Origin of the sequence: Alkanindiges illinoisensis DSM 15370 (assembly GCF_000619845.1) — a bacterium.
GTDB classification, from domain to species: Bacteria; Pseudomonadota; Gammaproteobacteria; order Pseudomonadales; family Moraxellaceae; genus Alkanindiges; species Alkanindiges illinoisensis.
Map to the genome: position 1 here is coordinate 1,689,864 of NZ_JHUX01000003.1, position 13,007 is coordinate 1,702,870.

Here is a 13,007-nt window from a genome sequence, read left to right on the forward strand (position 1 = left end):
ATTTCTTGCTCATATTCTAGATAGAGCGCTGGCTTTTGAAGGCTAAAACTGGAAAAGCTCAGATGAACATTAGTGAACTGTCCCGCTTAAGTGGACTCAATACGCCAACGATCCGTTATTACGAGCGAATCAAACTGCTGCCCAAAGCCAAACGTCAGGCAAATGGATATCGTGAATACAGCGATATAGACCTGCAACAACTGCGGCTGATTAAACAGGCCCAGCAGGCAGAATTTTCCCTGACTGAAATCAAATCCCTTTTGCCCAAAAAAGACTTGCCGGGTAAGCCCGGTAAAGGATTACCGTGTGAGGGATTGCCGGAAAATCTGTCGCGCTGGAACCATGACAAGCTCATTGAAAGCCTGAGCCATAAAGTCAGTGAAATTGAAGCGCTGGAAAGAAAACTGGCCGAAAATAAACAGCACCTGCTGAGCCTGATTCAGGTTATTAACAATAAACCTGATGATGTGAGCTGTGAGGAAAATGCCGAGCGTTTATTTAAGGCCTATTTTCCAGACTTAAATTAATGATGTGAACACCTACGAGCACCCGCCCAGCCTGCCTGAAATAACACTGGCTGGGCATGGCTTAGGGATTAATTAACTGGAAAAACGGCGTGCCATGCGGCTTTTATACTGACGGGTACGACGTGCCATGGCTGCTTGTTGCAGGATCAAGGCCCACAATGGTGAAATCTTTGGATCAGGTGCTTTACCTTGGCTGAGTTTACGCAACTGGAACTTCACCGCAGCCATATTGGCCAGTGATCCCAATGTTTTGTTTTTCCACTCAATTGGCTTTAATTCAGGTGCTGTAGCCTTACCCTGTTTCCATTGACTGGGCAGGTTAGGCTCAATTGCCAATGCGGTGCCCATCCCGACCATGTCAACACCACTATCAATCACCTGCTGTGCCACCTCCAGACGACGGATTCCACCCGTGACCATGATTGGCATGTGCGCCACCTTACGGATTTCCTTGGCAAATTCCAGAAAGTAGGCTTCGCGTGCCAGCGTACGGCCATCACGCGCCTGTCCCTGCATGGCGGGCGCTTCATAACTGCCACCGGATAGTTCCACTAGGTCAACAGCCAACTCATTCAGCATTATGACCACTTGCTGCGCATCTTCGCTACTAAACCCGCCACGCTGAAAATCTGCCGAATTTAACTTTACGGCCACTGCAAACTGTGGGGAAACCACGGCACGCACCGCCTTAACAATTTCAATCAGCAGGCGCGCCCGGTTTTCAAGGGAACCACCCCACTGGTCATTACGCTGATTGCTTAATGGAGACAAAAACTGGCTGAGCAGATAACCATGTGCGGCATGAATTTCCACGCCAGTAAATCCAGCCTGTTGACCCAGTTTGGCCGTTGTGGCAAAACGCTGAATCACGTCTTCAATTTTTTGCTGGGACATTGCCTGTGGCATATCAAAACGATTAGACATTTTGCCCAAATCCAGCGCAATGGCAGAGGGTGCATAGGTGGTTTGACCCAGATTTGATTGCATCTGGCGTCCGGGATGATTGATCTGCAACCAGAACTGGGCACCTTTAGAGCGGCCAATTTTCGCCCACTGTTTAAACTGCGCCAGATATTCATCATCTTCCAGCACCACGCCACCCGGCCCAGTCATGGCGTGGCTATCCACCATCACATTGCCGGAAATAATCAAACCAGCACCGCCATCAGCCCAGGCCTGATAGAGCCGCATCAGTTGCCCAGATGGCGCCTGTTCACAGTCTGCCATGTTTTCTTCCATGGCAGCCTTGGCCAGACGGTTGGGAATCGTTGAACCATTAGGAAGTACTAAGCGGTCAAACACGTTCATATCAATCACCTTATTTGATTCAGCTTACACTCTAAGATTAAAGTGAACTTTAATGTCAACCCGTTTTTTCATTCCAACTAAATCATTTTAAAATTGCATCCAAGCCACACCTACCCTTTTTAGGCCTATTAAAAAAACTTGTATTTTTGGGCTTGACCTTAAAGTGAGCTTAAAACTTATAGTACGTTCTAACCGCAGTGATCTGGCGTGCTAGCGATGCTATTTTGTCCAATCCATTCATCACAAGGTTAACCATGATGTGGATGTAGTTAAAGATGCACAACTGGTACTGAATATGCCAACACCATTACAGTCATTGGAATACACTTAAAACCAAACTTGACATTAAATCTGAAAATCAGGGCTAAAAAGGAAAAACCATGACCACACCACAATATGATCTTGTTGTTTTCGGCGCCACCAGCTTTGTAGGGCAAATCCTGAGCAAGTATCTGGCTGAATATCTGTCAACCGCAACAGAAACCCTGCGCTGGGCCATTGCCGGACGCTCACAATCCAAATTGCAGGAGGTTAAAACCTCGCTGGGTGATGGCGGACAGTCCGTACCGATTATTATTGCCGATGCCAGCAATGCAGATCAGCTTAAGCAGCTTTGCGCCCAAACCCGGGTGGTAGTGTCTACTGTTGGCCCGTATGCCCTGTATGGCGAACCGCTAATCAAAGCCTGTGTGGAAAGTGGTACGGACTATTGTGACCTGACTGGCGAAACCCAGTGGATCAAAAGAATGATTGAAAAATATCAAACCGCTGCCCAGCAGTCCGGTGCACGAATTGTGCATTGCTGTGGTTTTGATTCTGTGCCTTCAGATATGGGTGTTTATTTCCTGCAACAGCAGGCCATGCAGCAATGGCAACAACCTGCAACCCAGATCAAGATGCGGGTTAAAACCCTAAAAGGCGGCGCTTCAGGTGGTACTGTGGCCAGCCTGATTAATGTGGTGCAAGAAGCAGCGGCTGACCCGGTATTACGCAAGGAATTGCTTAATCCTTATGCACTATGTCCCAAAAATCATGGCTTTATTACACGGCAGCACTTCGTAAAATCTGCCGAATATGATCCAGATTTTAAGGCATGGATTGCGCCTTTTGTCATGGCCGCTGTGAATGAACGTGTGGTGCATCGCTCCAATGCCTTGTCCAATGATGCGTATGGCACAAATTTTAGCTATAACGAAGCCATGCTGACTGGTGACGGCTTTAAGGGTCGCCTAAAAGCCACCAGTATTGTGGCGGGGCTTGGTGCATTCATGCTGGGTGCAGTCAGCAAACCCATAAGCCAGTTGATGGAGCGTTTCCTGCTGCCCAAACCCGGTGAAGGCCCAAGTATTGAGGAGCAGCGCTCAGGCCGTTTTGATTTGCGCTTTTTTGGCCAAAGCGATGCAGGACAAACAATCCGAACCAAGGTGACGGGTGACCGCGATCCCGGCTATGGCTCTACTGGCAAAATGCTGGGTCAGGCTGCGATTAGCCTGGCACTTGATCATGCTCAGGACGGCAATAAAACTGGTCGTCAGGGTGGTTTCTGGACACCCGCCACGATGTTTGACCAACGGTTTATTGAACGCCTTACCCAATACGCTGGCTTGCATTTTGAGCAGCTCTAGCCACTATTGATGTACAGGAATTAGCACTTTTTTCTGTAGTGTAAGCTAGAAGATAGCTTAAGACACCAGTCTGCTGAAACTGGTTAAAACAGGCATCAAAAAAGGTCACTCGGGTGAGTGGCCTAAAATTGAATATATAAGTTATAGGACAATGCAGCAGGCTAGCCTACGCATGCTTAAATCCAGCAGCATATTTTAGTTGGTTAAATGATCTTGTAATGCAAAGGTATGAATTGGTGCACCGTCTGACGATAGGCTTCCATGACTTTCTGATCCATAAAACCTGATGCAACAACTGCTATTATTTCAACACCTGATCAGCAGTTTTAATTATTTCTCACCAGCCTTCCAACAATTTTATTTTATAACCCATTGAATTTAAATGACTCTATAATTGGCATGGATTTCGCCTTATGGTTTGCACTTATTAAAATGCAGCGGAGTTCTCCCATGAGTCATTATCAGCAGCCTCGTCCACTAAAGGTCGTCGCCGTATCCGGTGGTTTAAATACGCCCTCCAAAACCGAAAGCCTGCTTGATGCCATTCTCAACGAATTACAAAATGCCCTTGCTATTAATGTGCACTATATTAAGCTCAGTGAAATTGGCACGGGCCTGGGTGGTGTGATTAGCCGTAATGATTTGCCAGCCAGTGTGCAGCAGGCCTTATCTGCCATTGAAACTGCTGATGTCCTGATCGTAGGTACACCGGTATACCGGGCATCCTTTACGGGCTTGTTTAAGCATCTGTTTGATTTTGTCGACCAGTTTGCTTTGGTGGATGTGCCTGTGCTACTCGCAGCTTCGGGCGGTAGTGACCGGCATGCGCTCGTGCTTGAACATCAACTGCGTCCCCTGTTTAGCTTCTTTCAGGCACAAACCCTGCCTATTGGGGTGTATGCCACCGATCAGGATTTTACCAATTATCAGGTTAGCAGCAGTGTCTTGCTGGAACGCATTAAACTGGCTGCCACTCGTGCCCTGCCAGTATTTCAGTATGCCGCTACCCTGCCTGCACGCCAGACTAATGGGCAACATAAACAGGGTACAGTTAAATTAAACCAGCCCATTGCCCAACCTGCTGTCCTGCCATCTGCACAGGCTTCCGGTATTGCAGGCGCAGGACAGGAATTGCCTGTCGAACAGCGTAACCCAGCCACATTTAAAGTGGTGAATGGATGATTTCAACCATCAATTAGCCAAGCTGATATATTAATCTTTGGATGCAGTTTTTATCATATGAAGTGATAGCGTTATTAGGCTAATTTTAGTTATATACTAACAGCGTTCCATAATATAAAATGACAAGCATCTTAATAATTAATTTTATTGGGATGCTTATTTTCATTTAAACAAAACTATAAAATTAATAAATTGTCAAAATCATATTTTTAGCTTTTGTTATTCCTAATAATTCATTTTTAAATAATAAATAACTGTTTATGCTCTTAATATCCATTGATATGAGCTATTTAACCATGACTATTTCTGCAATTAATGTACGCAATCAGTTTAAGGGAATTATTAAGGAAATTATTGAAGGCCCTGTGGTGTCGGAAGTGGACGTGGAAGCAGCACCGGGCCTGTTTACCTCGGTTATCACCACGCGCTCTGTAAAAGACCTGAACCTGCAAGTGGGCAGTGAAGTGATTGTGCTGATCAAATCCACTGAAGTTTCGCTGGCAAAGCTTTAGCCTGCTCTGTAAACCAGTTTATTCCAGCATTAAAACAGAAGGGATAAGTACACCATGACCCAGCAATCAACCGGTGCTGTTTTAATACAGCATGTCAATAAAACCTATAGCCGTGCCGGTGAAGCACCATTACCCGTGCTGGAATATATTTCACTGGATATTAAACCGGGCGAATTTATCGGCATTGTTGGCAGTAGCGGCTGCGGGAAATCCACCCTGCTGCGCCTGCTGGCAGGGCTGGAACCGTCGTTTGAAGGGAACATCAAGATTGATGGCCAGCCGATCCAGGGCACCAGTCTTGAGCGCGGCATTGTGTTTCAGGATCACCGTTTATTTCCGTGGTTAACGGTGCGCGACAATATCCGCATTGCCTTGCAAAACAGCAAATTATCCCGTAGTGAACAGGATAAAACCATTGATGAGCATTTGGAACTGGTCGGTCTGACTGCTTTTCAGAATGCCTATCCATCGCAGTTGTCAGGCGGTATGAGTCAGCGCGTGGCAATTGCCCGCAGTCTGGTTAACCGTCCCAATATCCTGTTGCTGGATGAACCATTTGGCGCACTGGATGCCTTGACCCGAAGTAACTTGCAACAGGAATTGCAACGCATCTGGCACACTGAAAAAATCACCATGATTATTGTCACCCATGACGTTGAAGAAGCGGTTTTTCTGGGTAACCGTGTGGTGGTGATGCAGCCCAATCCCGGCAAAATCAAGCGAATTGTGTCGGTTGATTTACCGCATCCCAGACAGCGGGATAGTGTCCGGCTGACAGCCATTAAACATGATATTTTAAGGGATTTTAGCCAGTTTTCCCTAGACCAGCTTAATGAGCTTTCCTTAACCAGACAGCGCTTTGAGGAGTTTCAGTTTTCATGGTAAAGCAAAAAATTTAAATCTGTTATCTCTAATAATCTGCCATGTGCAGATTATTTTTTAGCATGGAAAATACATAGTTAAAATAAGCTAAGTTAATCAGAAATAATCATTTTTAAATAAAAGTATAAGTCATTATATTTACTTTGCTTTTTATTAAATCTATTAAGCCGGATTAACTAATTTAAGTTCATTAATCCAAAGTTATCAGACCTTTCATATTATTAATGAACAGCTATTATCAGCCATTAATAATAAGTTATGTTATGAGGTTATATCATGTCAGCTTTAACCCAACTTTCCAGCTCCATTGCTCAGGCCCCGCGCTGGTATGAGCACAGCATTCAAACCCTGGATACCGTGCGTATTACGCCAATTCAAGGTGCTTTAGGGGCAATTGTTACTGGAATTAACGCCAGTTTGCCGCAAAGTGCTGAAGTGATTCTGGCGCTTAAACAGGCTTTGCATGAACACCTGATTCTGGTGTTTAAACAGCAACAATTAGAAGATGAGCAATTGCTGTCTTTTGCCAGCTATTTTGGTGCCATTTTTAAACCACCCGCTGATATTCCGGTACTGGCCACTCAGACCGATACCGGTTTACCGCCTGATGTCGTGCCTGTATCCAATGCAGTAGGCGCCGGGGATTATACGGGTCATGGCGAACTGACTCCGCACAGCGACCATCACTGGACACCCCAGCCTTCCAGTGGCTCACTGCTGTATGCCATTGAATTGCCCAAAGATGGCGGTGCAACCAGTTGGTACAACACCGTGCAGGCTTATGCAGATCTGGATGATGATGCCCGACAGGAAATCGACCAGCTTCAGTTAATTACCTATAATCCCTTCTTGCGGATCAAGTCTGGTGGGCCATTCCCCAAATACCGCTTTTCTAACCAACCTGTGCTGGGCGCCGCTTTCCCTCATCCCTTGGTGCGCACTCATTCTGAAAGTGGCAAGCGCGGGATTTATCTGGATACCCACACGGAAGTTGAAGTAGTCGGCTATGATGACCAGCGTGGCGCCGCATTGATTGAAAAATTGCGTGCGCACATTGTGCAGCCAAAGTATCGCTATGAGCATCAATGGGAAACCGGCGATATTGTGTACTGGGACAACCAAGTCACCTTGCATTCACGCACTGCATTTCCGGCTGAACAGCGCCGCTTGCTCAAACGGGTGAGTCTGGCGGGTAATCGTCCGTTTTAGCAAATTGAGTAACCTATAAAAAAAGCTATCCAGGGATAGCTTTTTTTATGCTGATGCATTTTTAATGCTGATTCATTCAGGGCGCATAAAGCGCAGCACAGCAGGATTAATTGAATGCCAAATCCAGCTTGTCAGCTGCTTTGACAGACAAGCTGCGCTCTTCACCAATGAGGCCATATTTAATCAGGCGGGCACGGATAATATTACGGCTAATCCCAAGCAGTTTGGCAGTTTGCACCTGATTGCGGTGGCAGTATTCATAGGCGACCTGAATCGTGGCTTCTTCAATCAACTGATCCAGTATTTCCCCGGAATGCACTGAAGCGGATTCAAACAGGTTTAACAGGGCCTGCTGTAAGTGTTGCTTGGGCAGCAGGTCTGTTTTGATCAAACCTGAGCGGGCCTGCTCTACATCAAGATGTGATTGCCCAGTTAAAGAGGAAAAGCAAAAATCGGCAGGTTGAATCTGATGGTTTTTGCACACCAGCAAGGCATGGTGAATGGCATTTTCCAGCTCACGGATATTGCCCGGATAAGTGTGACGCAGTAATTTTTGCTCAGCACTGGCACTAAATGAAGCCTGCGGATAGCCCAGACGCTGGCAATAATCCTGCACAAAATAGCGGGCCAGCGGCAAAATATCGCCTGGCCTGGCCGCCAGCGGTGCAATTCTCAATAAGGCCACATTCAGGCGATAGTACAGGTCTTCCCTGAACTTGCCAGCCTGCACCGATTCTTCCAGCCGGACATTGGTTGCGGCAATCACCCGGACGTTGAGTTTAATCGGTTTAAGTGAGCCAACCCGGTAAATTTCCCGTTCCTGTAGCACCCGCAGCAGTTTAACTTGCAGGGTTAAGGGCAAATCACCAATTTCATCCAGAAACAGGGTGCCATTATTGGCGGCCTCAAACCAGCCGACCTTGCTATGAATGGCCCCAGTGAAGGCACCTTTTTCATGACCAAAGAGTTCACTTTCGGCAATCGATTCGGTAAATGCCCCACAATTCACGGCAATAAATGGCCCATTATACCGATGACTGAGCATATGAACATGCCGGGCAACCAGTTCCTTGCCGGTTCCGGTATCGCCAATAATCAGCACACTGGCTTCGCTGGGTGCAATCTGTTCTATTCTTTCCAGTAACTCGCAGGACTTCTGATCTTCATAGACCATGGCAGTGGCACGCTCTGACCGAAATAACCGGCGTGAATCAGGATGAGTTAATACTGACATAATGCTGTTCTATTCTCATGAAATCCAGTCAGTTATATTGCATGAATCCACTGAGCGTTAGAAATCACTAATCATTCTTAATAATCCATGAAATCAGCAAACTGGGCAGCATTACGCCATCCATCAACAATTAACGCTCTGTTTTCCATGCGGTTAAGCGTCGTTCAATCAGCAATAAGCTGTAATTAAACATCAGCCCTACGACAGTAATAATGACAATGCCAAAGAACATTTCCGGAATCTGGAAATTAAATTGCGCATAATTAATGAGATAACCCAGCCCTGCTTTGGCACCAATCATTTCAGCGGCAATCAGGATCAACACTGAAAATGCACCCGCCAGACGAATGCCTACAAAAATGGTGGGAACCGCAGCAGGCAGGATGACCTTACGGAACAGTTTTACCGGCCCAAGACCCATGGTGCGTGCTGATTTAATCAGTAAGGGATCAACATTGCGTACCCCACTGACGGTATTCAGCAGGATCGGCCAGTTGCAGGCATAAATCACCAGTGCAATCTTGGAGGTTTCACCAATCCCCAAAAACAGAATGAAGACCGGCAATAAGGCCAGCGCGGCTGTATTTCTAAACAGCTCCAGCAAAGGACTAATCAGGTCAGAAAATGGTTTATACCAGCCAATCGCCAGCCCCAATGGAATGGCAATGATAATGGCAATTACAAAACCACTGAGTGAACGAATCAAGCTGGCTTGCAAATGTGCCAGTAATTGGCCGTTTAACGTCAGTTGCCAGCCGGTTTGCATGACCACGGAAAATGGCGGCAAAAATGCCGGGTCAACTGCGCCCACGCGTGGTAACACTTCCCATAAGGCCAGAAATACCACAATGGCAATGGAGCGCTTAAAGATAGTATAAAAAATACTGAAATCCACTTGCGGCGCTTTTAAGGTGGTTTTGGGTAAGATCAGCGTTTGTGTATGTTTGGTGCCAGACATCATTATTCTCCCGAATGCTTTAAATCATCTGCGTAATCACGCAACCCGCTGTTTGGTTTTTTCCTGTTGCTGCGCCTTGAGCACTTCTTCACGCAGCAACGTCCAGACCTGATGTCTTAACTGGCCAAACTCGGCGCGCGAACGCACATCCTCATGCTTGCTACGTAAAGACGCAGGCACGTCAATAACCTGTTTAATGCGACCCGGCCGTGAGGTCATGATGGCAATGCGCTGCCCCAGATAAATGGCTTCATCAATGCTATGGGTAATAAAAATAATGGTCTTGCCGGTTTGCTGCCAGATTCTCAATAGCTCTGCCTGCAGGGTTTCGCGGGTTTGGGCATCCAGCGCGGCAAACGGTTCATCCATCAGCAGCACTTCAGGGTCATAAGCCAGACTGCGGGCAATGGCAACGCGCTGTTTCATGCCACCGGACAGTTCTGCCGGATAATGATGTTCAAAATCAGACAGGCCCACCAGTTGCAGGAAATGCCGGGCAGTTTTGCGGCGCTCGGTCTTGTCCACCCCTTTGGCTTCAAGGCCAAATTCAATATTTTCCAACGTGGTTAGCCACGGAAACAAGGCATATTGCTGAAACACAATGCCCCGGTCCAGCGCAGGCCCAGTGATGGGTTTATCGTCAATGGTCATTTGTCCGCTGGTGGGCGTGGTGAGGCCGGCCAGCAAATCCAGCAAGGTGGATTTACCACAACCACTAGGGCCAACAATGGCCAGAAATTCACCTGTTTTCACATCCAGTGATACGTTATCAACCGCCACAAAATCATCAGCCTGTTGTTTTTTACCTTTGATTTTTTTGGCAGGAAAGGTTTTATGCACATTGATGATCCGTAATTTATTGACCGGGTTTATTTGAGTGCTCATGTTATTTCTCACTGGCTGTAGGGCTTGCTTGAGTGGCATACGGATTAAACTGGTTGGTAAACAGACTATTGGCCTCAATTTGATTGGGCTTTAGCAGGCCCTGTTTTACAAACAAATCAATCCAGCGCTGAAATTGGGCTGTAGTGAGCAGCCCACCTTTATCCACCACGCCAAAGCTGTGCCAGTACTGCACAAACTGGTCATTTTCCTGCCGCTTGCGTTTATGAATAATGGCTTTAAAACGGGCAATAACCTGTTCGCGTGGCGTGCTTTTGCTCCACTCCACGGCTTTGGCCACACCTGTGACAAACTGCTTCACGGTGTCGGGATGATCCTTGATAAACTGCTGGGTAAACACATAGCTACCCGCCGTAAAGCTGCCGTATAAATCGGTATCGGAAAACACCTTGCGAATGCCGCCACGTGCCAGTGCCTTATCCTGAAACACGGAAACCAGCGACGCAGCATCCACCTGTCCTGCCCGCAAAGATTGCTCGGTACTGGCAGGCGGGAGCACGGTCAGTTCAACCTTATTAATGTCTTCAGGCGATAAGCCCTGCTGGGCCAGATAGTCCTTCAAGACAAATTCATAATGAGCGCCCAGTGTATTGACCGCGACTTTTTTACCAATCAAATCACGGGCAGTATGAATGGGACTATCATCCTTGACGTAATAACCCACCCAGCTTTTGTCGTCACTGCCGTAGGAACCCACCACGGATTTAATTTTGACATTGGCAGCAGCCAGCTTAATGATGGCGCCATTAAATGCAGTGGCCACATCGACATCACCCGTCGCCAGTGCCTGTAGATCCTGTGGGCCGCCCTGTACACTACCCACATAATTGAGCTTCAATGGCCCTAAATAGCCCAGATCCTCAGCCAGTTCAGGCAAGCTGACCGTGCCAGGCAGGCTTTGGTAGCGTAACTCGGTGACAGGTTGCCCTACACGTGCAGACTGATCTTCTGAATGCTTGCTGCAGGCAGTCAATAGGCTAGATAGAGCAAGGGCCAATACCGCAATTCGTTTATTTAATATCATTGATTTTCTCCTAACCCTGCTGACGCCAAACCAGCCAGCGACGTTCCAGATATACAGCCACACTGTTTAAGCCCACACCAATAATGCCAATGGTGAGCAGGCCAAATACAATCAGTCCCACATCCTGCGCAGCGCGGCCATTGATCACAATATTGCCAAGACCTACGCCATAGCTGGCCAGCAAAAATTCCGAGCCAATGGTGGCCAGCCACGCAAAGATCAATCCAAGCTGTAGACCCACAAAAATCTGCGGTGCTGCGGCAGGTAGAATCAGTTTGCGCAGTAATTGCCAGGGGCTAAACTGATACACCCGTGCTACTTCATATTGCTGTAACGGAATGGCATTAACCCCTGCCAGCGTATGCAGCGCCACCGGGTAAAATACTGACAGTGTGATAAACAAGACCTTGGCACTATTGCCATAGTCCAGAAACGTGGAAATTAAGGGCAGCCAGGCAAACAGGGACACCTGACGCAATACATTAAAACTGGGCGCCAACAGATAGCTGGCCCAGCGCGATACGCCAATTAAAATGCCAAAAGCAATTCCCAGAAAACTGCCAACGGCAAAGCCACTTAAGTCACGCAGCAGGCTAGCTCCAACACCCTGCCAGAACGCTGCCGTAAATAACTGCTGCCAGCCCACATGCAAGACCGCACTTGGCGCAGGAATAAGTTTTGGGTTAAGCCAGTGCTGCCAGGACGCCAGCGCCCATAACAGAATAAACAGAACCGGAATAACCCAGCCACGCCAGTTAAAGGAAGGTGATGATTTAGTATGTGCCATGATCTGCCCCTTAAAATGCCTTGCGTTGCCAGCGATTAAAGCGTTGCTCAATCAGGCGCAACATGTTGTCCAGCAAAAAGCCAATGATGCCAATCACGATAATTGCCATATAAACAATATCGGGCTGAATCAGTTGCCGCCCCCAGACGATCAGGTAGCCAATGCCTTCACTACTGGCCAGCAACTCCACAAATACCAGTGCCAACCACGCTTGCATCACGCCCTGACGCAAGCCACCCACAATGCTGGGTAATGCCGCAGGAATAATCACTTTTTGCAGGGTTTGCCACTGGTTGAATTCGTAGACTCTGGCCACTTCCAGCAATTTTGCAGAAACATTCAGCACACTTTTATAGGTGGCGACCATTACGGGTACGACCACAGCCAGTGAAATCGCCACAATTTTCAAGCTTTCACCAATACCCAGGAAAATCAGCAACAAGGGAATCCAGCCAATCACCGGGAACTGGGCAATCAGGTTAAAGGTTGGATAAAGATACAAGTAAGCTCGACGCGATAAGCCAATCGCAAAGCCCAGAATCAAGCCGACTGAGCCGCCAGCCAAGACACTCCAGCCAATCCGTTTTAAACTGATCAGCAGGTTATCTGGTAACTCGCCAGACTGGCTGAGTTCAATAAAGGTTTGCCAGACCAGTTTTGGGCTAGGCAAAATCTGTTCAGGTAGCCACTGCTGGTGATAGACCGTAGTCCACAAGGCCAATACCAACAGCGGAACCAGCAAACCCAGCAACATAAGATTCAGGCGTATGCCTAAACGCTTGGCGTGGTAAACCAGACGGGATGACCATTGCCAGTCCTGTCCTGCTGTTTTTTCTTCATACTCAAGAACGCTCAT

At 47.5% G+C, this 13,007-nt stretch carries 13 protein-coding genes; 6 read left to right on the plus strand and 7 right to left on the minus strand.

Annotated features, from left to right (window positions below):
• Positions 1-62: 62 nt before the first annotated feature.
• Positions 63-527 (plus strand): MerR family transcriptional regulator, encoded by a 465-nt coding sequence (locus Q337_RS0108440; RefSeq protein WP_026471223.1) that lies wholly within the window; start codon positions 63-65, stop codon positions 525-527.
• A gap of 72 nt (positions 528-599) precedes the next feature.
• Here the strand turns inward: Q337_RS0108440 and Q337_RS0108445 are convergent, their stop codons facing one another.
• On the minus strand, positions 600-1,835 hold the full coding sequence (locus tag Q337_RS0108445) for an NADH:flavin oxidoreductase/NADH oxidase family protein (protein ID WP_026471224.1): 1,236 nt from the start codon (positions 1,833-1,835) through the stop codon (positions 600-602).
• A gap of 380 nt (positions 1,836-2,215) precedes the next feature.
• Here Q337_RS0108445 and Q337_RS0108450 point away from each other — a divergent pair, with 380 nt between their 5' ends.
• The 5 genes from Q337_RS0108450 (at position 2,216) to Q337_RS0108470 (ending at position 7,245) form a co-directional block, all read left to right on the plus strand.
• Entirely contained in the window at positions 2,216-3,460 is a 1,245-nt protein-coding gene (locus Q337_RS0108450; RefSeq protein ID WP_026471225.1) for a saccharopine dehydrogenase family protein, read from the plus strand.
• Between the two features lie 450 nt (positions 3,461-3,910).
• On the plus strand, positions 3,911-4,642 hold the full coding sequence (gene msuE / locus Q337_RS17215) for an FMN reductase (protein WP_084494783.1): 732 nt from the start codon (positions 3,911-3,913) through the stop codon (positions 4,640-4,642).
• A gap of 296 nt (positions 4,643-4,938) precedes the next feature.
• On the plus strand, positions 4,939-5,154 hold the full coding sequence (locus Q337_RS0108460; RefSeq protein WP_026471226.1) for a TOBE domain-containing protein: 216 nt from the start codon (positions 4,939-4,941) through the stop codon (positions 5,152-5,154).
• A 54-nt stretch (positions 5,155-5,208) separates the two neighbouring features.
• Entirely contained in the window at positions 5,209-6,039 is an 831-nt protein-coding gene (locus tag Q337_RS0108465; RefSeq protein WP_026471227.1) for an ABC transporter ATP-binding protein, read from the plus strand.
• Positions 6,040-6,312: 273 nt separating this feature from the next.
• Positions 6,313-7,245 carry a TauD/TfdA dioxygenase family protein gene (locus tag Q337_RS0108470; protein WP_026471228.1) on the plus strand — a complete coding sequence of 311 codons (933 nt, stop codon included), beginning with the start codon at positions 6,313-6,315 and terminating at the stop codon, positions 7,243-7,245.
• A 106-nt stretch (positions 7,246-7,351) separates the two neighbouring features.
• On the opposite strand, the gene Q337_RS0108475 is transcribed toward Q337_RS0108470, so the two are convergent.
• The 6 genes from Q337_RS0108475 to Q337_RS0108500 all read right to left on the minus strand — a co-directional run bounded on the left by Q337_RS0108475 (position 7,352) and on the right by Q337_RS0108500 (position 13,007).
• On the minus strand, positions 7,352-8,479 hold the full coding sequence (locus Q337_RS0108475) for a sigma-54 interaction domain-containing protein (protein ID WP_026471229.1): 1,128 nt from the start codon (positions 8,477-8,479) through the stop codon (positions 7,352-7,354).
• Between the two features lie 130 nt (positions 8,480-8,609).
• A complete protein-coding gene (locus Q337_RS0108480) occupies positions 8,610-9,437 on the minus strand; it encodes an ABC transporter permease (RefSeq protein WP_026471230.1) in 828 nt (275 codons plus the stop codon).
• A gap of 36 nt (positions 9,438-9,473) precedes the next feature.
• A complete protein-coding gene (locus Q337_RS0108485) occupies positions 9,474-10,322 on the minus strand; it encodes an ABC transporter ATP-binding protein (protein WP_026471231.1) in 849 nt (282 codons plus the stop codon).
• A gap of 1 nt (position 10,323) precedes the next feature.
• A complete protein-coding gene (locus tag Q337_RS0108490; protein WP_026471232.1) occupies positions 10,324-11,364 on the minus strand; it encodes an ABC transporter substrate-binding protein in 1,041 nt (346 codons plus the stop codon).
• 10 nt (positions 11,365-11,374) lie between these two features.
• Positions 11,375-12,151 (minus strand): ABC transporter permease, encoded by a 777-nt coding sequence (locus Q337_RS0108495; RefSeq protein ID WP_026471233.1) that lies wholly within the window; start codon positions 12,149-12,151, stop codon positions 11,375-11,377.
• 10 nt (positions 12,152-12,161) lie between these two features.
• Positions 12,162-13,007 (minus strand): ABC transporter permease, encoded by an 846-nt coding sequence (locus Q337_RS0108500; protein ID WP_026471234.1) that lies wholly within the window; start codon positions 13,005-13,007, stop codon positions 12,162-12,164.

What these genes read in the sequence shown, in the direction of transcription:
- Q337_RS0108460 (WP_026471226.1), top strand. Translation starts at nt 4,939, where the DNA reads ATGACTATTTCTGCAATTAATGTACGCAATCAGTTTAAGGGAATTATT.
- Q337_RS0108495 (WP_026471233.1), bottom strand. Translation starts at nt 12,151, where the DNA reads ATGGCACATACTAAATCATCACCTTCCTTTAACTGGCGTGGCTGGGTT.
- Q337_RS0108490 (WP_026471232.1), bottom strand. Translation starts at nt 11,364, where the DNA reads ATGATATTAAATAAACGAATTGCGGTATTGGCCCTTGCTCTATCTAGC.
- Q337_RS0108475 (WP_026471229.1), bottom strand. Translation starts at nt 8,479, where the DNA reads ATGTCAGTATTAACTCATCCTGATTCACGCCGGTTATTTCGGTCAGAG.
- Q337_RS0108445 (WP_026471224.1), bottom strand. Translation starts at nt 1,835, where the DNA reads ATGAACGTGTTTGACCGCTTAGTACTTCCTAATGGTTCAACGATTCCC.
- Q337_RS0108500 (WP_026471234.1), bottom strand. Translation starts at nt 13,007, where the DNA reads ATGAGCGTTCTTGAGTATGAAGAAAAAACAGCAGGACAGGACTGGCAA.
- Q337_RS0108450 (WP_026471225.1), top strand. Translation starts at nt 2,216, where the DNA reads ATGACCACACCACAATATGATCTTGTTGTTTTCGGCGCCACCAGCTTT.
- Q337_RS0108470 (WP_026471228.1), top strand. Translation starts at nt 6,313, where the DNA reads ATGTCAGCTTTAACCCAACTTTCCAGCTCCATTGCTCAGGCCCCGCGC.
- Q337_RS0108485 (WP_026471231.1), bottom strand. Translation starts at nt 10,322, where the DNA reads ATGAGCACTCAAATAAACCCGGTCAATAAATTACGGATCATCAATGTG.
- Q337_RS0108440 (WP_026471223.1), top strand. Translation starts at nt 63, where the DNA reads ATGAACATTAGTGAACTGTCCCGCTTAAGTGGACTCAATACGCCAACG.
- msuE (WP_084494783.1), top strand. Translation starts at nt 3,911, where the DNA reads ATGAGTCATTATCAGCAGCCTCGTCCACTAAAGGTCGTCGCCGTATCC.
- Q337_RS0108465 (WP_026471227.1), top strand. Translation starts at nt 5,209, where the DNA reads ATGACCCAGCAATCAACCGGTGCTGTTTTAATACAGCATGTCAATAAA.
- Q337_RS0108480 (WP_026471230.1), bottom strand. Translation starts at nt 9,437, where the DNA reads ATGTCTGGCACCAAACATACACAAACGCTGATCTTACCCAAAACCACC.